Source organism: Citrobacter sp. A316, from assembly GCF_002042945.1.
GTDB lineage: Bacteria > Pseudomonadota > Gammaproteobacteria > Enterobacterales > Enterobacteriaceae > Citrobacter > Citrobacter portucalensis.
Window position 1 is genome coordinate 88659 of sequence record NZ_MVFZ01000006.1, and the last position, 25268, is coordinate 113926.

28 protein-coding genes and 1 pseudogene are annotated in these 25268 nt (G+C 52.3%); 14 read left to right on the top strand and 15 right to left on the bottom strand.

The genetic code is table 11. From position 1 onward, the window contains the following. Positions 1-6 precede the first annotated feature (6 nt). From flgK to flgB, 10 genes are all read right to left on the bottom strand, one after another. Complete coding sequence (flgK, locus tag BZK41_RS09255; protein WP_079937969.1) at positions 7-1665, bottom strand: flagellar hook-associated protein FlgK; 1659 nt, start codon at positions 1663-1665, stop codon at positions 7-9. 64 nt (positions 1666-1729) lie between these two features. Next, on the bottom strand, positions 1730-2680 hold the full coding sequence (gene flgJ / locus BZK41_RS09260; RefSeq protein ID WP_016152632.1) for a flagellar assembly peptidoglycan hydrolase FlgJ: 951 nt from the start codon (positions 2678-2680) through the stop codon (positions 1730-1732). Next, entirely contained in the window at positions 2680-3756 is a 1077-nt protein-coding gene (locus BZK41_RS09265) for a flagellar basal body P-ring protein FlgI (RefSeq protein WP_019076467.1), read from the bottom strand. Before BZK41_RS09265 ends, flgJ begins: the two co-directional genes overlap by 1 nt. Before the next feature lie 33 nt (positions 3757-3789). Further along, positions 3790-4488 (bottom strand): flagellar basal body L-ring protein FlgH, encoded by a 699-nt coding sequence (locus tag BZK41_RS09270; RefSeq protein ID WP_046274759.1) that lies wholly within the window; start codon positions 4486-4488, stop codon positions 3790-3792. 57 nt (positions 4489-4545) lie between these two features. Beyond that, on the bottom strand, positions 4546-5328 hold the full coding sequence (flgG, locus tag BZK41_RS09275) for a flagellar basal-body rod protein FlgG (protein ID WP_003036202.1): 783 nt from the start codon (positions 5326-5328) through the stop codon (positions 4546-4548). 13 nt (positions 5329-5341) lie between these two features. Next, positions 5342-6097, bottom strand: coding sequence for a flagellar basal body rod protein FlgF (locus tag BZK41_RS09280; RefSeq protein WP_079937970.1), 756 nt, complete (start codon positions 6095-6097; stop codon positions 5342-5344). 20 nt (positions 6098-6117) lie between these two features. Beyond that, the gene (gene flgE / locus BZK41_RS09285; RefSeq protein ID WP_079937971.1) at positions 6118-7371 is read right to left on the bottom strand and encodes a flagellar hook protein FlgE; all 1254 of its coding nucleotides are present in this window, start codon (positions 7369-7371) and stop codon (positions 6118-6120) included. A 26-nt stretch (positions 7372-7397) separates the two neighbouring features. Further along, a complete protein-coding gene (gene flgD, locus BZK41_RS09290) occupies positions 7398-8096 on the bottom strand; it encodes a flagellar hook assembly protein FlgD (RefSeq protein WP_079937972.1) in 699 nt (232 codons plus the stop codon). A gap of 11 nt (positions 8097-8107) precedes the next feature. Continuing rightward, positions 8108-8512 carry a flagellar basal body rod protein FlgC gene (gene flgC / locus BZK41_RS09295; RefSeq protein WP_003036191.1) on the bottom strand — a complete coding sequence of 135 codons (405 nt, stop codon included), beginning with the start codon at positions 8510-8512 and terminating at the stop codon, positions 8108-8110. Positions 8513-8515: 3 nt separating this feature from the next. Next, entirely contained in the window at positions 8516-8932 is a 417-nt protein-coding gene (gene flgB / locus BZK41_RS09300) for a flagellar basal body rod protein FlgB (protein ID WP_003036189.1), read from the bottom strand. Between the two features lie 157 nt (positions 8933-9089). On the opposite strand from flgB, the gene flgA reads away from it, so the two are divergent. The 3 genes from flgA (at position 9090) to flgN (ending at position 10562) form a co-directional block, all read left to right on the top strand. Next, positions 9090-9749: a flagellar basal body P-ring formation chaperone FlgA gene (flgA, locus tag BZK41_RS09305; RefSeq protein WP_079938075.1), complete on the top strand. Its 660-nt coding sequence runs from the start codon at positions 9090-9092 to the stop codon at positions 9747-9749. 93 nt (positions 9750-9842) lie between these two features. Further along, positions 9843-10136, top strand: a complete 294-nt coding sequence (flgM, locus tag BZK41_RS09310; protein ID WP_003832153.1) for a flagellar biosynthesis anti-sigma factor FlgM — start codon at positions 9843-9845, stop codon at positions 10134-10136. Between the two features lie 3 nt (positions 10137-10139). After that, positions 10140-10562 (top strand): flagella biosynthesis chaperone FlgN, encoded by a 423-nt coding sequence (gene flgN, locus BZK41_RS09315; protein ID WP_016149928.1) that lies wholly within the window; start codon positions 10140-10142, stop codon positions 10560-10562. An 88-nt stretch (positions 10563-10650) separates the two neighbouring features. Here flgN and murJ read toward each other — a convergent pair whose 3' ends face one another. From murJ to rimJ, 4 genes are all read right to left on the bottom strand, one after another. Further along, entirely contained in the window at positions 10651-12186 is a 1536-nt protein-coding gene (gene murJ, locus BZK41_RS09320; RefSeq protein ID WP_079937973.1) for a murein biosynthesis integral membrane protein MurJ, read from the bottom strand. Positions 12187-12408: 222 nt separating this feature from the next. After that, entirely contained in the window at positions 12409-13332 is a 924-nt protein-coding gene (locus tag BZK41_RS09325; protein ID WP_079937974.1) for a Gfo/Idh/MocA family oxidoreductase, read from the bottom strand. Between the two features lies 1 nt (position 13333). Beyond that, positions 13334-13981: a YceH family protein gene (locus BZK41_RS09330; RefSeq protein WP_079937975.1), complete on the bottom strand. Its 648-nt coding sequence runs from the start codon at positions 13979-13981 to the stop codon at positions 13334-13336. Between the two features lie 34 nt (positions 13982-14015). Further along, positions 14016-14600, bottom strand: a complete 585-nt coding sequence (rimJ, locus tag BZK41_RS09335; protein ID WP_003832145.1) for a ribosomal protein S5-alanine N-acetyltransferase — start codon at positions 14598-14600, stop codon at positions 14016-14018. 259 nt (positions 14601-14859) lie between these two features. Here rimJ and mdtH point away from each other — a divergent pair, with 259 nt between their 5' ends. The 9 genes and pseudogenes from mdtH (at position 14860) to BZK41_RS09380 (ending at position 21603) form a co-directional block, all read left to right on the top strand. Then, positions 14860-16068 carry a multidrug efflux MFS transporter MdtH gene (mdtH, locus tag BZK41_RS09340; RefSeq protein WP_003832142.1) on the top strand — a complete coding sequence of 403 codons (1209 nt, stop codon included), beginning with the start codon at positions 14860-14862 and terminating at the stop codon, positions 16066-16068. A gap of 114 nt (positions 16069-16182) precedes the next feature. Then, the gene (locus BZK41_RS09345; protein WP_079937976.1) at positions 16183-16743 is read left to right on the top strand and encodes a lipoprotein; all 561 of its coding nucleotides are present in this window, start codon (positions 16183-16185) and stop codon (positions 16741-16743) included. Positions 16744-16846: 103 nt separating this feature from the next. After that, on the top strand, positions 16847-17893 hold the full coding sequence (gene pyrC, locus BZK41_RS09350; protein WP_079937977.1) for a dihydroorotase: 1047 nt from the start codon (positions 16847-16849) through the stop codon (positions 17891-17893). 65 nt (positions 17894-17958) lie between these two features. Next, the gene (gene dinI, locus BZK41_RS09355) at positions 17959-18204 is read left to right on the top strand and encodes a DNA damage-inducible protein I (RefSeq protein ID WP_003036157.1); all 246 of its coding nucleotides are present in this window, start codon (positions 17959-17961) and stop codon (positions 18202-18204) included. Positions 18205-18544: 340 nt separating this feature from the next. Then, on the top strand, positions 18545-18799 hold the full coding sequence (bssS, locus tag BZK41_RS09360) for a biofilm formation regulator BssS (protein ID WP_003036154.1): 255 nt from the start codon (positions 18545-18547) through the stop codon (positions 18797-18799). A 114-nt stretch (positions 18800-18913) separates the two neighbouring features. Further along, a complete protein-coding gene (gene solA, locus BZK41_RS09365; RefSeq protein ID WP_079937978.1) occupies positions 18914-20029 on the top strand; it encodes an N-methyl-L-tryptophan oxidase in 1116 nt (371 codons plus the stop codon). A gap of 55 nt (positions 20030-20084) precedes the next feature. After that, positions 20085-20198, top strand: coding sequence for a YceO family protein (locus tag BZK41_RS09370; RefSeq protein ID WP_003036148.1), 114 nt, complete (start codon positions 20085-20087; stop codon positions 20196-20198). 262 nt (positions 20199-20460) lie between these two features. After that, complete coding sequence (locus tag BZK41_RS09375) at positions 20461-21027, top strand: cytochrome b (protein ID WP_079937979.1); 567 nt, start codon at positions 20461-20463, stop codon at positions 21025-21027. Position 21028: 1 nt separating this feature from the next. Then, a pseudogene (locus tag BZK41_RS09380) lies at positions 21029-21603 on the top strand (YceI family protein). Positions 21604-21648: 45 nt separating this feature from the next. Here BZK41_RS09380 and BZK41_RS09385 read toward each other — a convergent pair. Further along, entirely contained in the window at positions 21649-22701 is a 1053-nt protein-coding gene (locus tag BZK41_RS09385; protein ID WP_079937980.1) for a rhodanese-related sulfurtransferase, read from the bottom strand. Between the two features lie 220 nt (positions 22702-22921). Here BZK41_RS09385 and BZK41_RS09390 point away from each other — a divergent pair, with 220 nt between their 5' ends. Continuing rightward, entirely contained in the window at positions 22922-23842 is a 921-nt protein-coding gene (locus tag BZK41_RS09390) for a Kdo(2)-lipid IV(A) acyltransferase (protein ID WP_079937981.1), read from the top strand. A gap of 155 nt (positions 23843-23997) precedes the next feature. Beyond that, on the top strand, positions 23998-25218 hold the full coding sequence (gene mdtG, locus BZK41_RS09395; RefSeq protein WP_079937982.1) for a multidrug efflux MFS transporter MdtG: 1221 nt from the start codon (positions 23998-24000) through the stop codon (positions 25216-25218). The last annotated feature ends 50 nt before the right edge of the window (positions 25219-25268 follow it).

Genomic DNA, 25268 nt, shown 5'->3' on the forward strand with positions numbered 1-25268 from the left:
TCTCCTTTAGCGAATATTAATCAGTGCATCAAACAACGCATTTGCGGTCTGCAGCACTTGCGCGTTTGCCAGGTAATACTGCTGAAAACGCTGTAAATTACCGTACTCTTCATCGAGATTAACGCCGGAAATAGACTGTTGCTGCCGGTAAAGCTGTGTCACCACGTTGTTCTGGGTGGTGGCGCTGGTTTTCAGCGTAGCGGTTTTGTTCCCGACATCGCTTACCAGCGTGGCATATGCATCGTTGAAGGTCTTATTGCCAACGGTAGCTTTGGTCTGTAGATCCAACAGCTTCTGACCATTACGGTTATCGCTTTTTCCCTTATCAATATCCGGGTCCGGATCATTTTTTGAGACCTGAGCCATAGCGATTTTCGACTCATCGGTCACCAGGACTTTCATATCAACGATAGCGTTACTGACGGGTTTCACTATGAAGCTGTCATTTGCTGTTGCGCCTGCATTAACGGTGATTTCCATCCCGTCAAAGGACATTTTTCCACCGGTAACGGTGGCTTTGAAGCTGGTATTGTCCGCCAGGCGAGTAACCTGCCAGTCCGTCCCATCAAAAACAATTTTATAATCTGTCGCCTGCATAGCAGAGCTGTCAGTGATCTTCGCGTTTAACGATCCTGTTCCCGTATTTTTCGCGTTGTTGAATACGGCCGGGCTGCCGATTGCAAAGAAATCTTTACCCTGATCGCCGTTAGCATCAAAGCCTTCTTTATGCTGGGTGTTAAACGCATCGGCAAACGCCAGCGCCAGTTGACCCAGCGTGTTACGCGTCTGGTCAAGTTCTTGAGAACGGAAGGTCAACAGCCCGCCCAGTGAACCACTATTCAACAGTTTCTCGGGGATCTCAACCGCTCCGGCAACCCCGTCAACGTAGGCCACCGTTGTACGATTAGGATCATCGCTGGAAGGTACAGCCGCCAGTTGGCGCGCATTGCTGCCCTGCACCAGTGAATAGCCGTTAGCCATGGTAACGTTGTAAGTACCACCGTCCTGCACGCTGACTTCAACACCGACAATTTGATTCAGTTCACTGACCAGTTGGTCGCGCTGGTCCAGTAAATCGTTAGGCGATGCGCCCGCGCCGACGCCGGTCAGACGGGAAATCTGGTCGTTGAGGCTGGCAATTTGTTTCGAGTAGTTGTTGATCTGATCAACGCTGGCTTTAATCGCAGTATTGACCTGCTTATCCTGATCGCGCAGATACTGATCGGTAGTTCTGAACTGATTCACTAAACCATCAGCTTTACCGATCATCGCCTGACGTGCCGCCGGATCTTCGGCGTTGCTGACCAGCGTTTGCAGGCTGGTAAAAAAGTCCTGCATTGAGGTCGAAATAGAACTGGTTTTGCTGGAGAGCAAATTGTCTATTTTTGACATTTGCTCATAGCGCGTCGCCAGGCCGCTGCTCTGGTTCTGCGCTGCTCGCAACTGATTAGTGATAAAGGAGTCATACTCGCGCTGCACGCCAGAAACATAGACGCCATTGCCAACCCAGCCCCCCGCACCCAGCGTGCTGTTCGCTTGCGCCATAATTGTTGTTTGACGGGTATATCCGGCAACGTTATAGCTGGAGATGTTATTACTGGCAGAATTCAACGCGGCCTGCGCTGCGGCGAGTCCACTCATCGCGTTATTAATCAAGCTGGACATGGAGGTTCCTTGTAATCCTTCAATACTCGTTATTATCGGCAGCAGGTCGGTAGACTTGAGCTATTTAAAAGAGATTATCGATGTTCGTGCTGTAGGTTTTGCTTACTTTTTCACTCATCGATTTCAACTGCTGGATCATGCTGGTTAATTTTCGCGCATAGTTAGGGTCCGTGGCGTAACCCGCATTTTGCAATGCCTGCGCCCCTTGCTCGGCGGTCGCGGCAGCGGTCACCGCCGCATAGCGCGGGTTACGGGATATCAGACCGACATAATCCGACAACGCCTCAAGGTAAGAGCTATAAACGCGGAATCTGGCTTTCACCTTTTTCGCCTCACCGTTTTCATATTCAGTGGTGGTGATTTCGGTGGTTGGGCCTTTCCAGCTTCCCGAAGCCTTCACGCCAAAAATGTTAAAACTCGGTTCGCCGTTCTCACGGCGAATTTGTCGCTGCCCCCATCCGGACTCCAGCGCTGCCTGCGCCAGAATCAGATGATGCGGTACCCCGCTTTGCTGACTGGCCAGCTTAGCTGGCAGCGATAGCTGGGCAAGGAAGTCTTTGCTGTCACCTGACAGCGGCTCATCATTGCTTTCTGTCGCCCGGGGGATGGCTTTGCGGACCAGTTGCGTCAGTGCCTGATTTTGATAGCTGGTCACCGTTTCCAGTGAAAACTTCATCGGCACCTGCGGCGCGTCATCCGCAGGTTGCGCTTGCCCTTCAGTCATCTGCTTAACCATCATTTCAGCCAGCCCCAGGCCTTTACCAGCGGTCATCTGCTGCGCAATTTGTTGGTCATACATGCTGGTATACAAACGTGTTGAATCACTGCTAAATACGCCATCTTTCGGCAGTGCTTCACGCATGCTTTTCAACATCATCTGCACGAACATCCCTTCGACCTGACGGGCGACCGGGCGGATATTCGCCGCCGGGTCCTGGCCCGCTTTCGCTTTCAGTTCGTTCAGTGATTGCGCATCCCAGGCAGCGCTGGTCAGCAGTTTGCTGTCACCAATCATTAGATGATTTCCAGTTTGGCGCGTAAGCAACCCGCGCTCTGCATCGATTGCAGAATGGACATCAGATCCATTGGCGTTGCCCCCAGCGCATTCAGTGCACGCACCACATTGTTCAGATTGGCGCTGGAACGCACGCTTTGCAGCGAGCCACCGCTCTGGCGCAGATCGATCTGGGTTTGTGGCGTAACCACGGTTTGTCCACCGCCAAACGGTGTGTCCGGCTGGCTGACGTTCGCCTGGCGGTTCACCGTGATCGACAAGTTGCCTTGTGCCACGGCACAGCTATCCAGCGTCACTTCGCGGTTCATGACAACAGATCCGGTGCGCGAGTTGATAATCACTTTCGCATCCTGCGGCGTGACGTTCACCTCCATATTCTGGATATCAGCAAGGAAACGCACCTGCGAGCTGTTGCCGCTTGGCACGCGCACCTGAATAGTTCGGGCATCCAACGCCGTTGCGCTGCCAAAGCCACGCGAGCGGTTGATGGTATCGGTAATCTGCTGCGCCATCGTGAAATCTTCATTATTGAGCTGCAGATTAATGGTGTTGCCACCGCCGAACTGGCTGGGCAACTCACGCTCGATGGTCGCGCCGTTGGTAATGCGCCCACCATTGAGCTGGTTAACCTGCACGCTACTGCCACCTGCAGCCGCGCCCGCACCGCCAACTAAAATATTCCCCTGAGCCAGCGCATATACCTGACTATCGACCCCTTTTAACGGGGTCATCAGCAGCGTTCCGCCGCGCAGGCTTTTGGCGTTCCCCATAGAGGAGACCACCACGTCAATGGTTTGTCCCTGACGACCGAATGCAGGAAACTGCGCGGTAACCATTACCGCCGCCACGTTTTTCAGCTGCATATTAGTGCCAGTTGGCACGGTGATCCCCAACTGCGAAAGCATGTTATTGAGCGTTTGCGTCGTAAACGGCGTCTGGGTGGTCTGGTCACCCGTACCATCCAGACCCACCACCAGCCCGTATCCTATCAGCGAGTTTTCCCGCACGCCCTGAACGCTGGTCAGGTCACGAATACGGTCAGCATGCGCAAAGGTGGTTATCAGCACCAGTACCATTACAACAAAAGATTTAAACACTGGGTACCTCGCTTACATCGGCGACAAGTTAAGGAAGAAACGCTGCAACCAGCCCATATTCTGCGCTTCATTGATGTAGCCGTTGCCGACGTACTCAATACGCGCGTCCGCAACCTGGGTTGACGGTACGGAGTTGCTGCCACTGATGGTGCGCGGGTTAACGACCCCGGAGAAGCGGATGAATTCAGTGCCCTGATTTATGGCGATCTGTTTTTCACCCACGACATGTAAGTTGCCATTCACCAGTACCTGATCGACCGTTACGGTCAACGTACCGCTGAAGGTATTTCTGGCGTTCGCGCCGCCTTTACCGTTAAAGGAGTTACCGCCGGAGGCTTCTACGTCGGCACGTTCGTTACCGAACAGACCTTGCAGATAGCGCGGTACGGTATCAAAGCCAAAGTTTGTCTTGCCGTCGCGGCTGGCGTTCGCCGAAGAGCTTTTGCTCGCGCTGACGTTTTCCTGCAATACGATGGTCAGCGTATCGCCAATATTGCGTGGACGACGATCTTCAAAGAGTGGCTGATAACCATAGTTAATCGGTTGTGCCGACTGGAAGATTGAGCCATTCGCCACTGGCGTTGGACCTGGAACGGGCTGGGCAGACGTTGCGCCCTGCACGAGCGGCGTAGCCGGGATCCAGGCACATCCTGTTAGTGAAACCACCAGCAGGGCTAAAATTGGGTATGGGTGAAGCGCGTATTTTCGCATTGCGGTCATCTTCAAAATCAGTGTGCCGGTGAGGTTTTCACCCCACCGGACTCCACTTTAGAGTTGCGTCAGTTTTTGCAGCATCTGATCGGTGGTCGATACCGCTTTACTGTTGATTTCGTAAGCGCGCTGAACCTGGATCATGTTTACCAACTCTTCCGCCACGTTGACGTTAGAGGTTTCAACATAGCCCTGATACAGCAGACCCGCGCCGTTCAGCCCCGGCGTGCTCTCGTTCGGCGCACCGGATGACTGCGTTTCGGTGTACAGATTCTCACCAATGCTTTCCAGACCGGTATCGTTCATGAAGGTTGTCAGGTTAAGCTGCCCGACCTGAACAGGCGCCGCCTGCCCCTGTTGGGTCACGCTGACAATACCGTCACGTCCAATGGTGATACTGAGCGAGTTAGCCGGAATGGTGATGGCAGGCTGAACCTGAAAACCACCCGCCGTCACCAACTGACCGTTCTGATCCACCTGGAAAGAACCGTCGCGGGTATAAGCGGACGTACCATCGGGCAACATGACCTGGAAAAAGCCCTGGCCTTTAATCGCCACATCTTTACTGTTGTTGGTCTGCGACAGGTTACCCTGGCTGTGTAAACGCTCGGTCGCAACCGGACGTACACCGGTACCAATCTGCAAACCAGACGGCAGCGTGGTCTGCTCAGAAGACTGTGCGCCAGGCTGACGAATCGTCTGGTACAACAGATCTTCAAACACGGCACGTTGGCGTTTAAATCCGTTGGTGCTGACGTTTGCCAGGTTGTTGGCAATCACATCCATGTTGGTTTGCTGCGCATCCAGGCCGGTTTTGGCGATCCATAATGAACTGATCATAAAATGTCCTGTATTAAGTCATCGACAGCAGTTGGTTGGCGCGGCCCGCGTTATCATCCACGCTACTGATAATTTTCATCTGCATTTCAAAGCGGCGGGCGTTGGCGATCATGTCGCTCATCGCAGCAACCGGTTTAACGTTACTGCCTTCCAGCACGCCCGACATCACGCGAATGCTGGGGTCAGCCTGTAACGTCGCACCACGGGTAGCCTGTGCGGCCTGGGTCAGGCGGAACATACCGTCATCACCACGTTGCACCTCAAGCCCTGTTGCCTTCACCAGCTTCAGCCGCCCCACTGGCGCGACCGTATTAGCCGGATCGCCAGGGTTAAGTGCGGAAATTGTCCCGTCCGCCGCAATGGTAACTTCTGAACCTTCCGGCACGGCTATCGGTCCGGCTTCGCCAATTACCGGGTGTCCCTGGATAGTCAGTTCACCCGTAGGGCTTACCTGAATAGCACCGTTACGGGTATATCCTTCGCTACCGTCTGCGGTCTGCACAGCCAACCAACCATCCTGTTGCAGCGCCACATCCAGCGGGCGGGAGGTATAGTCCATCTGACCGGGCGTCATATCGGCCCCCGGCGTGGAGGCCACCACCAGCGTACGCGTCGGTAAAGACAATCCTTCTACAGGAACTGCGCGCAGTGCATTGAGCTGTGCACGAAACCCTGGCGTAGAAGCGTTTGCCAGGTTGCTGGCCGTCACCGCCTGTTGATTCAGCGTCTGACTGGCCGCGCCCATGGCGGTATAAATTGCGTGATCCATTAAGCCATCCCGTCAGGCGCTTAGCGCAGGTTGACCAGCGTGTTGAGGATCTGATCCTGGGTTTTGATGGTCTGCGCGTTCGACTGATAGTTACGCTGGGCGACAATCATATTCACCAGTTCTTTACTCAAATCAACGTTTGACGCTTCCAGCGCGCCGTTGGTCAGCTTGCCGAAGTTACCTTCACCTGCGGTACCCAGCAGCGCCACGCCAGAAGACTGAGTGGCTGCCCAGACATTGTCGCCCTGAGACGCCAGACCTTCGTTGTTGGCAAAGTTTGCCAGCACGATCTGTCCCAGAACCTGTTGCTGTTCATTGGAGTAGTTACCGACCACAGTACCGTCATTGTTAATCTGGTAGCTCACCAGATCGCCCGGCTTGTAGCCGTTCTGATTCGTGGCTACGATGTTGTTGGCACCGGTGTTCTGCTGCATGGAGTTCAGGAAGCTCAGGGAGAAATTAGCGACATCTGCGCCGTTAATCTGCCCTGTATCAATTCTGATATCCTTTGGCCAGACGGCTGGAGCCGTCGGTGGTACTTCAGCTGCCGTGGCGCTAATCCCTAAAAACACACCGTTTTCGTTAAAGCGCATAAATCCGGCTGATTTTGCAGGATCGCCGGTTGAAGCATCCTGAGTGTGAACTTCCCAGGTATTGCTCTGCGCATTTTTGACATAAAAAATATTCATGTCATGGGCATTACCCTGGCTATCGAAAACGGTAACGGTGCCTTTTTTGTTGTAGGAATCGGCATCGCTTGGGTTAAACGGGGTCTTGGTAGGAACCTTATCAGTGGAGTTCAGGTTGACCTGCATTGACGCAGTGGTGGTTGATTTAGCCGCCATCAGCGTATTCGGGATAGTGATCGGTGCCGGGTTCGCACCCTGCTGAACTGTCGGCGGTGTACCGGTAGCCGGATAGCCTGTCAGCTGTAGCCCCTGCATGTTAACAATATTGCGGTTTTCATCGAGTTTGAACTGACCGTTACGGCTGTAGAAAACAGAACCGTTACTGTCTACCATACGGAAAAAACCGTTCTGGCTGATAGCAACATCCAGACCACGTCCGGTGTTGGTGGTAGTACCGTCGGTAAAGTCCTGAGTAATACCCGCAACTTTAACGCCCAAACCGACTTTCGAACCGGCAAACATATCAGCAAAAGATGCCGTGCCAGATTTAAAACCGTAGGTGGCGGAGTTGGCGATGTTGTTACCAATGACATCGAGGTTGGTTGCTGCAGCGTTCAGACCGCTGACCGCTTGAGAAAAGGCCATGACTTGCTCCTGATAAGTGTGAAGGCTTAGATTATCTGCCGTACTTCGTCGAGGGTGGTGGTTCCATAGGTGCCAAGATCCAGCGTATTACCGCCGTTACTGCGAATAACGCCCTGCACCAGCGCAAACTGAAGCGGCTGTGCCACCAGTTGCGTTCCGCCATTACTGGCAGCAATTGACACGTTGTAAGAACCGCTTGGTGCATCCGTGCCATCGGTCATGGTGCCGTCCCAGGTAAAGGTATGAACGCCCGCTTTCAATCCACCAATGTCAATGGTGCGTACCACTTTGCCGTCTTTATCGGTAATGGTTGCGGTAACCTTATCTGCCGGTTGCTGCAGCTCAACGCCAAATGGTGTTGTCGTGGTTTTGGCACCTTCTTCTGTCCCTTTACCGGTCAGAATGGTCGTACCCGGTATCATGACACCGTGACCAATCAGCGTACTGGCCTGCAGCGACTGACTGTTGTCGATCTGTCCGGAGATCGATCCCAGCGTAGTGTTCAGTTTCTCAATCCCGCTCACTGTACTGATTTGCGCCAGTTGGGTAGTCAGTTCGTTGTTTTGCAGCGGGTTAGTTGGATCCTGGTTTTTCAGCTGTGCAACCAGCAGCGTCAGGAAGCTGCTTTGCAGATCAGCAGCGTTGTTGCCCGTCAGCGAATTCTTCCCCGTGGCGTCATTAACGCCAGTGGTGCTTGGGTCATTCATTTTTACAGCAATAGACATGTGCGCCTCCTTTACTGGCCTAGCGTCAGCGTTTTAAGCATCAAGCTTTTCACGGTGTTGAGCACTTCGACGTTTGCCTGGTAGCTACGTGAGGCAGACATGGTGTTGACCATCTCGCCAACAACGTCCACATTCGGCATTTTTACGTAGCCGTTCGCATCGGCCAGCGGATTACCGGGTTCATAAACCAGCTTATCCGGCGCCTGACTTTCAATGACGTCAGCGACTTTTACACCACCTGTCGCCGCGCCTGGCGCAGCATCTACCTGAAAAACAACCTGCTTTGCGCGATACGGCTGACCGTCGGGTCCGCTGACGCTATCCGCATTCGCCATGTTGCTGGCCGCGACGTTCAGTCGTTTAGACTGAGCCGTCAGCGCAGAACCTGCGATATCAAAAATATTTAACAGCGCCACGAATTAGTTCCCTCCTTGCAGCACGTTCATCATGCCTTTGATTTGTCCACCCAGCGCCGTCAGCCCCATTTGATATTTGAGGCTGTTGTCCGCAAATTGCGTGCGCTCCCGGTCCATATCTACCGTGTTGCCATCAAGAGATGGCTGGTCAGGAATACGGTAGAGCAGCTCCGTAGACGGCGCAGAAACGGTCTGGGCTGGAATGTGTTGTGCAGAGGTCAGCGTCAACGAAACGCCGCCGGTTTCTTCCCGTCCTCGCACCATGACTTTTTTTAATTCACTGGCGAAATCCAGATCGCGCGCCTGGTACCCCGGCGTGTCGGCATTGGCAATGTTGGCCGCCAATATTTCCTGGCGTTGGGCGCGCAAATTCAGCGCTTCCTGTTGAAAACGTAAGGCGGCGTCGAGCTTATCGAGCATATCTCCTCCGCAAATGACAAAATTCAGCCGACAGCTTAAATCCCATTACGCGCGCGTTATCGCCGGAATAAACGCAAAATGCGTCGCTATTTGTTGCGTTGATGGCTGCGTCACACAGGTAAAATCCTGCCACTACCTGAAAAAGCGCGAGGTTTTGATGCAAACGTTTAAACGTGGAATGGTCGTGGCAGCACTGCTGTTCAGCCCTATGACGATGGCGCAAGACCTGAATTCGCAGCTAACGGCATGGTTTTCCCAGCGTCTGGCCGGGTTTAGCGATGAGGTAGTCGTCACTATCCGAACGTCACCAAACTTATTGCCCAACTGCGAACAACCGGCATTAAGCGTGTCAGGTAGTGCGAAACTGTGGGGTAATGTGAATGTGCTGGCCCGCTGTGCCAACGAAAAACGTTATCTGCAGGTGAACGTGCAGGCGACGGGAAACTACGTAGTAGCCGCCGCGCCTGTGGCGCGAGGTAGCGCCCTGACCCCGGCCAGCGTAACGCTGAAACGTGGTCGACTGGACCAACTACCGCCGCGCGCTGTGCTGGATATGAGTCAAGTGCAGGATGCTGTGAGCCTGCGCGATCTGGTGCCGGGCCAACCGATACAGCTTTCGATGTTGCGCCAGGCATGGCGGATCAAGGCCGGTCAGCGCGTGCTGGTTATTGCCAACGGAGATGGCTTTCGGGTCAATGCCGAAGGTAAAGCGCTGAACAACGCCGCTGTCGCACAAAACGCGCGAGTGCGGATGATTTCAGGCCAGGTGGTGAGCGGCGTCGTCGATTCTGATGGGAATATTCTTATTAACCTATAATAGGTTAAAGATTTTTTAGCGTGTGCCGATAGATAAACAACCAATGATTACAGCGGGCCGCTATAGCGTAACCCCTCGATGAGGAAAAATAAAATGAGCATTGATCGTACCTCACCATTGAAGCCAGTAAGCACCGTTCAGCCGCGTGAAACCAGCGATGCGCCGGTACAAAAAGCGCGGAAGGAAAAAACCACCGCGACCACCAGCACCAGCGTCATGCTGAGCGACGCCCAGGCCAAACTGATGCAGCCCGGCACCAATGACATCAATATGGAACGCGTGGAAGCACTGAAAACCGCAATCCGTAACGGTGAATTGAAAATGGATACCGGAAAAATTGCCGACTCGCTGATTCGCGAGGCGCAGAGCTACCTACAGAGTAAATAAAGTATGACTCGTTTGTCAGAAATACTTGACCAGATGACGACCGTCCTCAATGACCTGAAAACGGTAATGGATGCTGAACAGCAGCAGCTTTCCGCAGGGCATATCAACGGCAGCCAGCTACAGCGTATTACAGAAGAAAAAAGCTCCTTGCTGGCAACCCTTGATTATCTTGAGCAGCAGCGCCGTCAGGAGCATGACGCCACGCGCAGCGCCAATGATGAGATTGCCGAGCGCTGGCAGACTATCACCATGAAAACACAGCACTTACGTGACCTCAACCAGCACAACGGTTGGCTGCTGGAAGGGCAGATCGAGCGTAATCAACAAGCAATACAAGTGCTGAAACCGCACCAGGAACCGGCGTTGTATGGCGCAAACGGTCAAACCTCTGCTGCGCACCGCGGCGGGAAAAAATTCTCTATCTGATGCAAGCCTGATAACGTTTTGCTTATCAGGCCTACGCTTTTTGTAGGCCGGATGCGGTGTGGTACCGCCATCCGGCATAGGATGCCCATTACGCCGTCCGGCGAACGAACTCTTTCACTTTAAAGCCCAGCACAGCAAGAGCGGCAAAGTAGGCAACGATTCCCACGACCACCACCGCCAGCAGACGCATCACACGCCACAACATCGTTCCCTGCGACCAGTCAGGCATGATATAGAGCATCCCTACCAATGCCGCCGACATCACCAGCACGGAAATCACCAGTCGCGTCAGGAACCAGGCCCAGCCCGGCTGCGGAGTGAATATTTTCTGTTTGCGCAGCTGCCAGTAGAGCAGTGAAGCATTCAGACACGCCGCCAAACCGATCGACAACGACAGTCCGGCATGCTTCAACGGCCCAATAAACGCTAGGTTCATCACCTGGGTCAGAATCAGCGTCACAATGGCAATTTTTACCGGCGTTTTAATATCCTGACGCGAGTAAAAACCAGGCGCTAATACTTTCACGATGATAATGCCAATCAGACCGACCGAATACGCCACCAGCGCGCGCTGGGTCATCGCCGCATCAAAGGCAGTAAATTTTCCGTACTGGAACAGCGACACCGTCAGCGGTTTGGCCAGAATCCCTAATGCTACGGCACTGGGTAACGCCAGCAGAAAGCACAGGCGCAGCCCCCAGTCCATCAGGCGGCAATACTCATCATGATTACCGCTGGAAAAACTTTTGGACAGCGACGGCAGCAGGATAGTCCCCAGCGCTACCCCCAGAACACCGGACGGAAACTCCATCAGGCGGTCAGCATAGTACATCCATGACACCGAGCCGGAGGCCAGAAACGAGGCGAAAATGGTATTGATGATCAGTGAGATCTGGCTGACGGAAACCCCCAGGATCGCCGGCCCCATTTGCTTGACGACGCGCATCGCCCCCGCATCGCGGAAGTTCACGCGTGGCAGTACCAGCATGCCAATTTTCTTCAGATGTGGCAGTTGATAAACTAGCTGCAGCACGCCACCAACGGTGACAGCCCACGCCAGCGCCAGCACTGGAGGATTAAAATAAGGCGCGGCAAACAGCGCGAAACCAATCATGCTGATATTCAAAAAGGTCGGCGCAAACGCAGGAATAGAAAAGCGGTTCCAGGTGTTAAGGATTGCGCCGACCAGCGAGGCCAGTGAAATCAGCAGGATATAAGGAAAGGTGATCCGCAGCAGTTGGGTCGTCAACGCAAATTTGTCTGCGGTGTCGGCAAAACCAGGCGCAGTGACTAAAATCACCCACGGCGCAGCAAGCATCCCGGCTACCGTCACCACGGCCAGCGCCAGCGTCAACAGCCCGGAAACGTAGGCAACAAACACGCGGGTAGCATCTTCCCCCTGCTTGCTTTTGTATTCAGCAAGGATCGGCACAAACGCCTGCGAAAATGCGCCTTCAGCAAAAATTCGGCGCAGCAGGTTAGGAAGTTTGAATGCCACAAAAAAGGCATCTGTCGCCATCCCTGCACCAAAGATTCTGGCGACAATCGCGTCACGCGCAAAACCCAGCACACGTGAAAACATCGTCATCGAGCTGACGGCTGCCAGCGACTTTAATAAATTCATCTATGTTGTATTCCAGACTCTGAGGCAAAACCCCGACAAACCTGCCCGTAGGTCGGATAAGGCATTCTCGCCGCCATCCGACACTTTTGCTGTGCCTGATGGCGACACCGTAGCGCCTTATCAGGCCGACAAACCAGCCTATGGTTGAAAAGAGGTGTTATTTTGAGTGGGCATATAGTACCTGGATTACAATGAATTACTACCGCCAGATGTTACAGGGGGTTATTCAGCCATCGCCTCCCGCCACAGCTTTTCGACAACACGCTGGGCCAGTAGCGCCTGCTCGCCTGCCGTCTGGGGAACCGTCTGATTTTGCACGCACTCAATGAAATGACGCGCGCATACGGCAAAACCTCGCTGTTCTAAGGTCGTTTGCCAGCCCGCTATCGGCTTATGAACAACACCTTGCCCACGCTCTTCCCGCCATTCCCGCATATCCGTAACGTCAATCAGGCCGCCGTCCGTCACCGCCTGCACGCTCTCGCACTGACTACCGGCACGGCGATGCATACTGGTCGTTATCTGCATTTGCCCAACAGAAAAATGGTGCTCGGCGTAGAGCATCGCACCAGATTCATTGGTCAGCAGCGTGCCGTTATTTAACTGCGCCTGCCCTCCCGCCAGCCACAATGCGGTATCGACCACGTGCAGATAGTCGTCCAGCAGAGTGAAGCGCAGATCGTGCGGCCCAACGCTGTCCGTACGATGCTTATCCATACGTACAGACGCTGCGCTGCCCAACTGGGTTTTGAGATCCTGGTACAGCGGTGCAAATCGACGGTTAAACCCGACCATCAGCGTGAGTTTTTTCCGCGCGGCCAGCTCGACCAGTTGCTCAGCCTCGCGCAGGTTTTCCGCCAGCGGTTTATCCACGCACACGTGAACTCCGGCATTCAGCAATTCACTGACTACCGCATAGTGCGTCGCGGTGCTGGAATGAACAAAAACCGCGTCGCAGGTTTGCGCCAGATTCACCAATGAATCCACGTAGGGTATCCGCCAGGTTTCGCAGATACGCTGCGCTTTTTCCCGCGAAGGTGAAAATGCCCCTTGCAACGTCCAGTCCGCGGAGGTGCCCAGCACGGGTAGCCACGCCTTTTGTGCAATACCGCCAAGGCCGACTACACCGATACGCAATTTATTCACGTTAGTCTCCCAGGTGCGCCAGCAAGGAATCAAGCCGCTGCTTAAGTTCTGCGACTTCCGTTTCCAGCGTTTCCACGCGCGCATGCAGATCGCCGGAGACTGCAGGGAGCTCATCTGCCGCGGCAATGGCTTCATCAACTTCACCACAAAACAGGTGCATATAGCGACTTTCACGTTTGCCCGGCTCGCGCGCCAGGCGAACCACATAAGGCCCATCTTCCCGGTTCGCCAGATTTTCCAGCGTCGACTCCACTTCGGCCATATCGCTGAATTCGTACATACGGGATGCGCGGCTACGCAGTTCACCAGGCGTCTGAGCGCCCCGCAGCAGCAGTGTGGTGATTATGGCCACCTCTGCGGCACTAAGCTTCAGATTGCCAAATTCAGAGTTGCAGAAACGCTGCTCATATTTCGTGACGCGATTGCCAAAGCCGCTCACCGTGCGCAGAAAATGTCGCTTAACCAGGTTATCCAACTGCTCCTGCACGTCCGATTCCGACAGGTTCATCACCGGTTCACGATTCGTTTTTTGATTGCAGGCTGTTACGACTCCATTAACGGAGAGTGGGTACTGTTCCGGCGTGGTCACTTGTTTTTCTAATAAACAGCCAATCACTCGTGCTTCGGTGGCGGTTAATTCGTATTTCATCGTCTTCTCCATTAATCATGGCTGCATCTGAAACTTAGCGGCCGGGGGTCCATTCTGATGTGGTCAACGCCGTCAGCACGTGATCGCGCCACTGCCCGTCAATCAGCAGGTAGTCTTTGGCATACCCTTCTTTTTCAAAACCCAGTCGCGCCAGCAGGTCACCGCTGCGCTTATTATGTGGCATGTAGTTAGCCATAATGCGGTGAATATGCTGCGTGCGCTGCATATAACGGATGGCCGAGGTTAAGGCTTCATACATTAGCCCCTGGCCCTGCCATTTCTGCGCAATGGAGTAGCCGAGATAACAGGCATGGAAGGATCCCCGCACCACGTTTGAGAAGTTCGCTACCCCGATAATTTCTTTTTCATCCGGATCGAGCAGCGCAAAGTAATAAGCGGTGCCCTGTTTATGAAACTCAGAGATCATGCTCAGACGCGCCTGCCAGCCGGACGGATAACAGTGGCTTTCATCGCGAATAGGTTCCCAGGGTTTTAAGAAATGACGATTTTCCGCGTAATAATCTGCCAGACGCCAGGCATCACGCTCATGCACTAAACGCACGACCAGGCGGTCCGTGGTTAAGCGCACTTTTGGCACGTTACTGCGATAGCCAAACATTCTATACCTACTCCTTCCCGTAACGTCTTCAATACGCTATTCGCATTACTATACCTGTGCGAATACACCCTGTGAAAAGAGCAAAATGCCATTTTTTGAATTATTCACACATTTTGATGAAAACTCTCTATCAAGACGGACTTTTGATAAAAAAATATTGTCCCGCGAAGGGTGGGAAAAGCGATGACGACACCGCAGAATAGGAGGTGCTTATCTTTTAAACTCTATCCAGAGTGACGAGTTTTTCCCTGGAGGGGAAATGTCGCAAGTCTCGCAGGCAAGGAACCTGGGTAAATACTTCCTTCTCATCGATAATATGCTGGTCGTGCTGGGTTTCTTCGTCGTTTTCCCGCTGATCTCAATTCGTTTCGTCGACCAAATGGGCTGGGCTGCCGTGATGGTCGGTATTGCACTAGGATTACGTCAATTCATCCAGCAGGGGTTGGGTATTTTCGGCGGTGCTATCGCGGACCGTTTCGGTGCAAAACCGATGATCGTCACCGGCATGCTGATGCGCGCTGCCGGGTTCGCCACCATGGGTATTGCCCATGAGCCGTGGCTGCTGTGGTTTTCCTGCTTTCTCTCCGGACTGGGCGGTACGCTGTTCGACCCTCCCCGCTCGGCGCTGGTGGTCAAACTGATCCGGCCGGAAAAGCGCGGGCGATTTTTCTCTATTCTGATGATGCAGGATAGCGCCGGGGCAGTGGTCGGCGCGTTGCTCGGCAGTTGGTTATTGCAATACGATTTTCGTCTGGTCTGTGCCACCGGCGCAATTTTATTCGTGCTGTGCGCGGCGTTTAACGCCTGGCTGCTCCCGGCATGGAAGCTGTCGACGGTGAAAATTCCGGTGCGCGAAGGAATGAGCCACGTGATGCATGACAAGCGCTTTGTCACCTATGTGCTGACGCTGGCAGGCTATTACATGCTGGCGGTACAGGTGATGCTGATGCTGCCAATCATGGTGAACGACATCGCAGGTTCACCGGCCGCCGTGAAATGGATGTATGCCATCGAAGCGTGTCTCTCATTGACGCTGCTCTACCCGATTGCCCGCTGGAGTGAAAAACGTTTTCGCCTTGAGCATCGCCTGATGGCCGGTCTGCTGGTGATGTCTCTGAGCATGATGCCGATCGGTCTGGTCGGGAATTTGCAGCAGTTGTTCACCCTGATCTGCACGTTCTATATTGGCTCGATAATCGCCGAACCCGCGCGTGAAACCCTGAGCGCCTCGCTGGCGAACGCTCGGGCCAGAGGAAGCTATATGGGCTTCAGCCGACTGGGACTCGCTATCGGCGGCGCGATTGGTTATATCGGTGGCGGCTGGTTGTTTGACATGGGCAAAGCCCTGGCACAGCCTGAGCTGCCCTGGATGATGCTCGGTATTATTGGCCTCATCACCTTCCTGGCGCTGGGCTGGCAATTCAGTCTCAAACGCCCAACGCGTGGTATGCTGGAGCCAGACGCCTGATAGCCAAACCTGCGTCCGGGCGCTTTTCAGTTTTTTCTGCTGGCGTCCGGGATGCTGGTACTCGATGATGCTTTGTGTCACGATTACGCCACATGCATCATGTTGAGGAACCCCATGAAAAAGTTTTTTTTTGCCGCTGCACTGATTGTCAGCGGCCTGTTGGTTGGTTGTAATCAACTCACGCAATACACGGTTAGCGAGCAAGAAATTAATCAGGCCCTGGCAAAGCATAATAACTTTTCTAAAGATATCGGCTTGCCCGGCGTTGCTGAAGCACACATCGTACTAAATAATCTCGCCAGTCAGATTGGCCGTGAAGAACCCAATAAAGTGACGCTGACCGGTGACGCCAACCTGGACATGAATTCCCTGTTTGGCAGTCAAAAAGCGACCATGAAGCTTAAGTTAAAAGCCTTACCGGTATTCAACAAAGAGAAAGGCGCAATTTATCTGCAAGAGATGGAAGTCGTGGATGCGACCGTTACACCAGAAAAAATGCAGTCGGTACTGCAAACGCTGATGCCTTATTTAAACCAGTCGCTGCGTAACTATTTCAACCAACAGCCAGCCTACGTTCTGCGGGATGACAGCAGCCAGGGTGAAGCACTGGCGAAAAAACTGGCGAAGGGTATTGAGGTGAAACCGGGCGAAATCATCATCCCGTTCACCGACTAAGAAACGAGGGCGCCGATGCGCCCTTTTTTTTCGTGCAAACGAAAACGTTTCCGCTTATCCTTTGTTTCCGGCAAAAAAGACTATCCTCAGCCGGAGCATATTAATGACTGCACCATCCCAGGTTTTAAAGATCCGCCGCCCAGACGACTGGCATCTTCACTTTCGCGATGGCGACATGTTAAAAACTGTCGTGCCCTACACCAGTGAAATTTATGGTCGCGCCATTGTCATGCCGAACCTGGCACCGCCCGTCACCACGGTTGACGCGGCTATCGCTTATCGCCAGCGCATTCTTGACGCGGTACCTGCCGGACACGACTTCACGCCATTAATGACCTGCTACTTAACGGATACGCTGGATCCCAACGAGCTGGAACGTGGATTTAACGAAGGCGTATTCACCGCGGCAAAACTCTATCCGGCCAATGCCACCACCAACTCGACGCATGGCGTAACCTCTATTGACGCCATCATGCCGGTGCTGGAACGGATGGAAAAATTGGGTATGCCACTGCTGGTACACGGCGAAGTCACGCATGCGGATATCGATATTTTCGATCGCGAAGCGCGCTTTATTGAAACGGTGATGGAACCGCTGCGTCAGCGTTTGACCTCGCTGAAGGTGGTGTTCGAGCATATCACCACCAAAGATGCTGCCGAATACGTGCGCGACGGTAACGAGCTTCTGGCGGCAACCATTACGCCGCAGCATCTGATGTTTAACCGCAACCACATGCTGGTTGGCGGGATTCGCCCTCACCTGTATTGCCTGCCAATCCTCAAACGTAACGTCCATCAACAGGCGCTGCGTGAACTGGTTGCCAGCGGGTTTACTCGCGCCTTCCTCGGTACCGACTCAGCGCCGCACGCGCGTCATCGCAAAGAGTCAAGCTGTGGCTGTGCGGGATGCTTTAATGCACCGACCGCGCTGGGCAGCTATGCCACCGTGTTTGAAGAGATGAATGCGCTGGACCATTTCGAAGCCTTCTGCTCACTCAACGGCCCACAGTTCTATGGTTTGCCGGTAAATGAGAGCTTTATTGAGCTGGAACGCGTGGAGCACCTGGTTCCTGAAAGCATAGTGTTGGAAGACGATACGCTGGTGCCTTTCCTGGGTGGCGAAACGGTACGCTGGTCAGTAAAAAACTAAAAAAAGTGTAGCCAACCGATGCGAATAACTGTATAAATAAACAGTATATTCCACAGGGGGCTACTATGCGTATTGAAGTCACTATTGCCAAAACTTCACCTTTACCTGCCGGTGCCATTGACGCACTGGCAGGTGAACTCTCCCGCCGTATTCAACACCATTTTCCGGATAACGAAGGTAACGTTACCGTCCGTTATGCCGGCGCAAACAATCTGTCGGTTATTGGCGCGACCAAAGAGGACAAAGAACGCATCAGCGAGATCCTACAGGAAACCTGGGAAAGCGCGGATGACTGGTTCATCAACGAATAAATAATGATATGCAGTGATGTTTGTTTGCCGGGTCGCCCCGGCTTTTTTATACACGCTATCTTGTAATCAATCGTGCATTTCTTCTGACGAGTATTTAATTTAATATTAACCCGCCGATTATCTTTTAACCAAAACAACAAAATAATTGTGCAACATACTAAAAAAAAATGAATAACATGTCGGTTTCTTAGCCAGATAACGCTGAAAACAAAAAATTTATGCCCTTCCCTCTTTAAATTTTCAATGAATACCCTTATTTATTGATATACTGAAGTTGCTTCAGAAAAAAACGCATTGAACCTCGAAAACCGTTGTCTAGTAACACGAATTAGGGGGCATGATGGAAAAGAATAATGAAGTCATTCAGACTCATCCGCTTGTAGGGTGGGACATCAGCACTGTTGATAGCTACGATGCGCTGATGCTGCGTTTGCACTACCAAACCCCGAATCGCCCTGACCCGGATGGGACTGAAGTTGGTCAAACGCTCTGGTTAACCACTGATGTTGCCAGGCAATTTATTTCGATATTAGAAGCAGGAATCGCCAAAATTGAATCTGGCGATTACCAGGTAAATGAGTATCAGCGACATTAAACCTGATACATCCAACCATCAAAAGGCACCTTAACGGTGCCTTTCTTATTTGCAGGTTGAATATTCCGGTTCAGTTATTTACCCTGCAACTATCGCGATTGCAGAGAGAAGCGGATGAAATACGACTTAATCATTATTGGCAGCGGTTCGGTAGGCGCCGCAGCCGGATACTATGCCACTCGTGCCGGTCTGAAGGTTCTGATGATCGATGCGCATATGCCACCACATCAACAGGGCAGCCACCACGGCGATACACGATTAATTCGTCATGCTTATGGCGAAGGTGAAAAATACGTTCCGCTGGTGCTACGTGCGCAAACATTGTGGGATGAACTGTCCACCCATAATGAAGAACCGATTTTTGTTCGCTCCGGTGTTATCAACCTCGGTCCGGCAGAGTCGACCTTCTTAGCGACTGCAGCACAAAGCGCAAAACAGTGGCAACTCAAGGTTGAACAACTGGATGCAGCGGCCATTATGGCTCGCTGGCCGGAAATTCGCGTACCTGACAACTATATCGGTCTGTTTGAAGCGGAGTCCGGTTTTTTACGCAGTGAGTTAGCAATTAAAACCTGGATCCGTCTGGCAGAAGAAGCAGGCTGTGCGCAACTGTTTAAATGCCCGGTCAGCGCAATTCATCACGGTGATGATGGCGTCACGGTAGAAACGGCTGACGGTAACTACCACGCGAAAAAAGCAGTGATCAGCGCCGGCACCTGGGTACAGGCTTTAGTCCCTGAACTACCGATACAACCGGTGCGCAAAGTGTTCGCCTGGTATCAGGCCGATGGGCGCTACAGCGTTAAAAATAACTTCCCGGCCTTCACCGGCGAGCTGCCAAATGGCGATCAATATTACGGCTTCCCGGCGGAAAACGACGAGCTGAAAATTGGTAAGCACAATGGCGGACAGGTAATTCATTCTGCAGAAGAGCGTAAGCCATTTGCCGCTGTAGCCAGCGACGGTTCTGAAGCCTTCCCATTCCTGCGCACAATTCTGCCTGGCGTTGGCTGTTGCCTGCACGGCGCATCCTGCACTTACGATAATTCACCAGATGAAGACTTTATAATTGATACTCTGCCGGAACATGACAACACGCTGATCATTACCGGACTGAGCGGACATGGCTTTAAATTTGCCTCTGTACTGGGAGAGATTGCGGCAGACTTCGCTCAGGACAAACCGTCTGACTTTGACCTGACCCCCTTCAGGCTAAGCCGTTTTAAGTGATAATAAATGAATGGCCTCGTTGGTGAGGCCATTTTTAATGACAGGAATAACGTCAATGCGCCGTATCTTTCACTATCTGGTTAATAATATTCGCGAGCATCTTATGCTCTACATTATTTTATGGTCGCTGCTGGCCATTATGGATGTAATATATATTATGTTTTTCTGATTCCTGCGCGCTGACAATAATTGACAAAAACTGAGATTAGCTTAATTTTCATTGCAATAAACTGAACAATAATAAAAATCACAAACACCCATAAACCAAACCTTACCAGCCACCCTCACACTAATCCCTTGATGATTAATTCAATAATCAGTCAACTTTATTGAACAAAAAATAAATATCATCACCATTGTTATTTATTAGTTGCATTAATGTCTTTTACACGCCATTTTCATTCATTTCTGAAATATCAAACGGTGTATTTATGCAATTCAATAATAGTCCACAGCGCTATGGCGTAGTGTCAGCCACATTACATTGGCTGGTTGCGATTGCTGTATATGGCATGTTTGCGTTGGGGTTATGGATGGTCACGCTTAGCTATTATGACAGCTGGTATCACCAGGCCCCTGAACTGCATAAAAGCATCGGTATCCTACTCATGATGGGACTGGTTATCCGCGTTGTCTGGCGGTTGTTCTCCCCTCCGCCTGCTGCGTTGGCAAGCTACTCCCGTTTGACCCGCATCGCAGCGGCAATGGGTCACCTCGCACTTTATTTGCTGCTCTTTTCGATTGTCATCAGCGGATATCTGATTTCCACCGCGGATGGCAAAGCGATAAGCGTCTTTGGTTGGTTCGACATTCCAGCCACCGTTGCCAATGCAGGTGCTCAGGCCGATCTCGCCGGTAACCTGCACCTGTGGCTTGCGTGGACCGTGGTGATTTTATCCCTACTGCACGGACTGATGGCCCTGAAACATCACTTTATTGATAACGACGATACCCTCAATCGCATGTTGGGAAAATCGTCATCTGACTATGGAGCTTAAAATGAAAAAAAACCTGCTGGGACTTACACTCGCCTCTCTGTTATTCACCACCGGGTCGGCCGTGGCGGCAGATTACAAAATTGACAAGGAAGGACAGCATGCTTTGTTAATTTCCGTATTCAGCATCTGGGTTACAGCTGGCTATACGGCACTTTCAAAGATTTCGACGGTACGTTTACCTTCGATGAGAAAAATCCCGCAGCCGATAAGGTTAACGTAACCATCAACACCAACAGCGTTGACACTAATCACGCTGAACGTGACAAGCATCTGCGCAGCGCAGATTTCCTTAACGTGGCAAAATTCCCGCATGCGACCTTCAGCTCCACCAGCGTGAAGAAAGAAGGGAATGACCTGGATATCACCGGTAATTTGACCCTGAACGGCGTTACCAAACCAGTTACGCTGGACGCGAAGCTCATCGGTCAGGGTGGCGATCCTTGGGGCGGTACGCGCGCTGGTTTTGAAGCGCAAGGTAAGATTAAGCTGAAGGATTTCAACATCACCACCGATCTCGGCCCTGCGTCACAGGAAGTCGATTTGATCATCTCAGTGGAAGGTGTTCAGCAGAAGTAACGCAAGAATTGCCGGATGAGGTTCTGCCCCTCATCCGGCATCATGTTATTGCGCAGGGTCTGGAATACCCAGTTTGGTATTCAGGTGACCGCGTGATTTATTAAAGATTTTGTTGCCATTTTCACGCCCCGCACGACGACGCCGTTGTTCCTCTTCCGGCAACTCACTCTCTTCGCTACACAGCTCGCTACAGCAGCCTTTATATTTCTGCGCACAAGCCGGGCACTGAATAAACAACAGATGGCAGCCATCATTTTTGCAATTAGTATGGCTATCGCACGCCGTGCCGCACTGATGGCAATGCGCGATAACATCTTCAGAGATCCTTTCGCCCATACGCTCATCAAAGACAAAGTTTTTACCGACAAAACGTACCGGAAGCCCCTGTTCACGCGCCTTGCGGGCATACTCAATAATACCGCCCTCAATGTGCCAGACTTTGCTAAATCCATTGTGTTTCATCCAGGCGCTGGCTTTCTCACAGCGGATCCCACCCGTGCAGTACATCACGATTTTTTTATCTTTATGCGCCTGCATCATTTCAACAGCTTTCGGCAATTGGTCACGGAACGTGTCTGCCGGGATCTCCAGCGCATTCTCGAAATGACCCACCTCATATTCATAGTGGTTGCGCATATCAATGAATACCGCTTCAGGATCGTCCAGCATGGCGTTAACTTCTGCAGCCTTGAGATAATCCCCCACGTTGCTGGCGTCAAAGTCTGGATCGTCAATACCATCTGCCACGATACGTTCGCGGACTTTCATTCGCAGTACCCAGAACGATTTACCGTCATCATCCAACGCAATATTCAGACGTAAATCCTTCAATGCAGGATCAAACGCATAGAGCTGCTGGCGAAATGCCTCGACGTTGCTTTGCGGTACGCTGATTTGCGCGTTAATTCCTTCATGGGCAAGATAAACTCGCCCGAAGACGTTCAATGCGGTGAACATCTGGTACAGCGCATCACGCGTGTGCTGAGGATTGGCAATGGTGAAATATTTATAGAATGAGATCGTCGTGCGCGGCTCGGTCTCGGCCAGCATTTTGGCTTTGAGGGCGTCGTTCGAAATGCGGTTGTGTAACACTGGCATGGTGTACGTATCCTGCAAATAGGGAATAAATGAAAATCGGCGGCATAATAAAGCAAACATCGCCAATTTACATCCACACATTTTACGCTACATTTCATACTTCACTATAAAATCGCAACAACAATTGCGGAATTAATCACCGTTCTCCCGTCACAAATTTTTGATACGCGCGAAAAGATGCGACAATACAGGGAATTGGTCGTTTGAAGACAGGATAGACATGACGAATTTACCCAAATTTTCGGCTGCGTTACTGCATCCACGTTATTGGTTAACCTGGCTGGGTATTGGCATCCTTTGGTTAATCGTGCAGTTACCCTACCCCATTCTCTTTAAGTTGGGCTGTGCATTAGGTCGACTGGCGCTACGTTTGATGAAACGTCGGGCAAAAATTGTTTCCCGAAATCTTGAACTGTGCTTCCCGCAGATGAGTGAGCAGGAACGCCAGCAGATGGTCGTCAAGAACTTCGAATCCGTAGGCATGGGCGTAATGGAAACCGGGATGGCCTGGTTTTGGTCCGATAAGCGTATTTCTCGCTGGACAGAAGTGATCGGAATGGAACATATCCGTGACGTTCAGGCGCAAAAACGCGGGATCCTGTTAGTGGGTCTGCACTTTCTGACTCTGGAATTGGGTGCGCGTCAGTTTGGTTTGCAGGAGCCGGGTATTGGTGTGTATCGCCCTAACGACAACCCACTGCTGGACTGGCTACAAACCTGGGGCCGCATGCGCTCGAATAAATCAATGCTCGATCGTAAAGACCTGAAAGGGATGATTAAAGCCTTGAAAAAGGGCGAAGTGGTCTGGTACGCGCCGGATCACGATTACGGCCCTCGCGCCAGCGTGTTTGTACCACTTTTTGCCGTTGAACAAGCTGCAACAACCTCAGGGACCTGGATGCTTTCTCGCATGTCCAATGCCTGTCTGGTACCGTTTGTTCCTCGCCGCAAACCTGATGGTAAAGGGTATCAATTGATTATGTTGCCTCCAGAATGTTCACCACCGTTGGACAACGCAGAAACCACTGCCGCATGGATGAACAAAATTGTTGAGCAATGCATCATGATGGCGCCAGAGCAGTATATGTGGCTGCATCGTCGCTTCAAGACGCGTCCTGAAGGTTCCCCTTCTCTGTACTGACGCAGTGTTGCAGCCCCGTGGGCTGCAACACGCTCCCTACCCGTTTTAGGTTTAACTGCTATCCGCATTGCAGCAACTATCAACCAGGCGCATAATTAGCCTGCTTACTTATAATAAATCGATAGCGCAAACAGCGCGTCACACTGCGGATCGCTATGTCACCCTCAGATGCCCCCATAAACTGGAAACGCAACCTCACCGTTGCCTGGTTAGGTTGTTTTTTAACCGGAGCAGCATTTAGCCTGGTCATGCCCTTTTTGCCTCTTTACGTCGAGAGCCTTGGCGTCACGGGCCATAGCGCCCTGAACATGTGGTCAGGTCTGGTCTTCAGCATCACCTTTCTTTTTTCCGCCATCGCCTCTCCTTTCTGGGGCGGCCTTGCCGATCGCAAGGGGCGAAAAATCATGCTGCTGCGTTCCGCGTTGGGCATGGCGATTGTGATGCTGCTGATGGGACTGGCGCAAAATATCTGGCAGTTCTTGATCCTGCGCGCCTTGTTAGGGCTGCTTGGTGGATTCATCCCCAATGCGAATGCACTTATCGCCACCCAGGTTCCACGCAATAAAAGCGGCTGGGCACTGGGAACGCTTTCCACCGGTGGCGTTAGTGGCGCACTGCTCGGGCCGCTAGCGGGCGGCCTTCTCGCGGATCAGTACGGACTGCGCCCCGTATTTTTCATCACCGCCAGCGTGCTGCTGGTCTGCTTCATCCTGACGCTATTTTTTATCCGCGAGCGTTTCCAGCCAGTGAGCAAGAAAGAGATGCTGCACATTCGTGAAGTCGTGGCCTCTTTAAAGAATCCCAAGCTGGTGCTGAGCCTGTTTGTCACCACGTTGATCATTCAGGTAGCCACCGGTTCTATCGCGCCAATACTGACACTGTACGTTCGAGAGTTGGCTGGCAACGTCAGCAATATTGCGTTTATCAGTGGGATGATAGCCTCTGTCCCCGGCGTTGCAGCATTAATCAGCGCCCCGAAACTTGGCAAATTAGGCGATCGGATTGGTCCGGAGAAGATCCTGATCGTCGCGCTGATCGTTTCCGTGTTACTGCTAATTCCAATGTCATTTGTCCAGACGCCCTGGCAACTTGGTGTTCTGCGCTTTTTATTGGGCGCGGCCGACGGCGCTCTGCTCCCGGCGGTACAAACGCTGCTGGTCTATAACTCGACCAATCAAATAGCTGGACGTATTTTCAGTTATAACCAGTCATTTCGCGACATCGGTAACGTAACAGGACCTCTAATGGGGGCAGCGATATCCGCCAACTACGGTTTTCGTGCTGTATTCTGTGTGACCGCGGGAGTCGTGCTGTTCAACGCCCTGTACTCGTGGAATAGCCTGCGCCGTCGTCGGAGTACAGAGGTCGTGGGATGATTTGTGTATTCATATTCGCAGGTTCGGAATAATAAAATTATCTTACACTG

What these genes read in the sequence shown, in the direction of transcription:
- flgD (WP_079937972.1), bottom strand. Translation starts at nt 8,096, where the DNA reads ATGTCTATTGCTGTAAAAATGAATGACCCAAGCACCACTGGCGTTAAT.
- BZK41_RS09370 (WP_003036148.1), top strand. Translation starts at nt 20,085, where the DNA reads ATGCGCCGTATCTTTCACTATCTGGTTAATAATATTCGCGAGCATCTT.
- BZK41_RS09390 (WP_079937981.1), top strand. Translation starts at nt 22,922, where the DNA reads ATGACGAATTTACCCAAATTTTCGGCTGCGTTACTGCATCCACGTTAT.
- flgK (WP_079937969.1), bottom strand. Translation starts at nt 1,665, where the DNA reads ATGTCCAGCTTGATTAATAACGCGATGAGTGGACTCGCCGCAGCGCAG.
- flgE (WP_079937971.1), bottom strand. Translation starts at nt 7,371, where the DNA reads ATGGCCTTTTCTCAAGCGGTCAGCGGTCTGAACGCTGCAGCAACCAAC.
- BZK41_RS09345 (WP_079937976.1), top strand. Translation starts at nt 16,183, where the DNA reads ATGAAAAAGTTTTTTTTTGCCGCTGCACTGATTGTCAGCGGCCTGTTG.
- pyrC (WP_079937977.1), top strand. Translation starts at nt 16,847, where the DNA reads ATGACTGCACCATCCCAGGTTTTAAAGATCCGCCGCCCAGACGACTGG.
- flgM (WP_003832153.1), top strand. Translation starts at nt 9,843, where the DNA reads ATGAGCATTGATCGTACCTCACCATTGAAGCCAGTAAGCACCGTTCAG.
- BZK41_RS09375 (WP_079937979.1), top strand. Translation starts at nt 20,461, where the DNA reads ATGCAATTCAATAATAGTCCACAGCGCTATGGCGTAGTGTCAGCCACA.
- flgG (WP_003036202.1), bottom strand. Translation starts at nt 5,328, where the DNA reads ATGATCAGTTCATTATGGATCGCCAAAACCGGCCTGGATGCGCAGCAA.
- rimJ (WP_003832145.1), bottom strand. Translation starts at nt 14,600, where the DNA reads ATGTTTGGCTATCGCAGTAACGTGCCAAAAGTGCGCTTAACCACGGAC.
- BZK41_RS09270 (WP_046274759.1), bottom strand. Translation starts at nt 4,488, where the DNA reads ATGCGAAAATACGCGCTTCACCCATACCCAATTTTAGCCCTGCTGGTG.
- flgB (WP_003036189.1), bottom strand. Translation starts at nt 8,932, where the DNA reads ATGCTCGATAAGCTCGACGCCGCCTTACGTTTTCAACAGGAAGCGCTG.
- flgA (WP_079938075.1), top strand. Translation starts at nt 9,090, where the DNA reads ATGCAAACGTTTAAACGTGGAATGGTCGTGGCAGCACTGCTGTTCAGC.
- flgJ (WP_016152632.1), bottom strand. Translation starts at nt 2,680, where the DNA reads ATGATTGGTGACAGCAAACTGCTGACCAGCGCTGCCTGGGATGCGCAA.
- dinI (WP_003036157.1), top strand. Translation starts at nt 17,959, where the DNA reads ATGCGTATTGAAGTCACTATTGCCAAAACTTCACCTTTACCTGCCGGT.
- bssS (WP_003036154.1), top strand. Translation starts at nt 18,545, where the DNA reads ATGGAAAAGAATAATGAAGTCATTCAGACTCATCCGCTTGTAGGGTGG.
- BZK41_RS09385 (WP_079937980.1), bottom strand. Translation starts at nt 22,701, where the DNA reads ATGCCAGTGTTACACAACCGCATTTCGAACGACGCCCTCAAAGCCAAA.
- flgN (WP_016149928.1), top strand. Translation starts at nt 10,140, where the DNA reads ATGACTCGTTTGTCAGAAATACTTGACCAGATGACGACCGTCCTCAAT.
- solA (WP_079937978.1), top strand. Translation starts at nt 18,914, where the DNA reads ATGAAATACGACTTAATCATTATTGGCAGCGGTTCGGTAGGCGCCGCA.
- BZK41_RS09265 (WP_019076467.1), bottom strand. Translation starts at nt 3,756, where the DNA reads ATGGTACTGGTGCTGATAACCACCTTTGCGCATGCTGACCGTATTCGT.
- mdtH (WP_003832142.1), top strand. Translation starts at nt 14,860, where the DNA reads ATGTCGCAAGTCTCGCAGGCAAGGAACCTGGGTAAATACTTCCTTCTC.
- mdtG (WP_079937982.1), top strand. Translation starts at nt 23,998, where the DNA reads ATGTCACCCTCAGATGCCCCCATAAACTGGAAACGCAACCTCACCGTT.
- BZK41_RS09330 (WP_079937975.1), bottom strand. Translation starts at nt 13,981, where the DNA reads ATGAAATACGAATTAACCGCCACCGAAGCACGAGTGATTGGCTGTTTA.
- murJ (WP_079937973.1), bottom strand. Translation starts at nt 12,186, where the DNA reads ATGAATTTATTAAAGTCGCTGGCAGCCGTCAGCTCGATGACGATGTTT.
- BZK41_RS09280 (WP_079937970.1), bottom strand. Translation starts at nt 6,097, where the DNA reads ATGGATCACGCAATTTATACCGCCATGGGCGCGGCCAGTCAGACGCTG.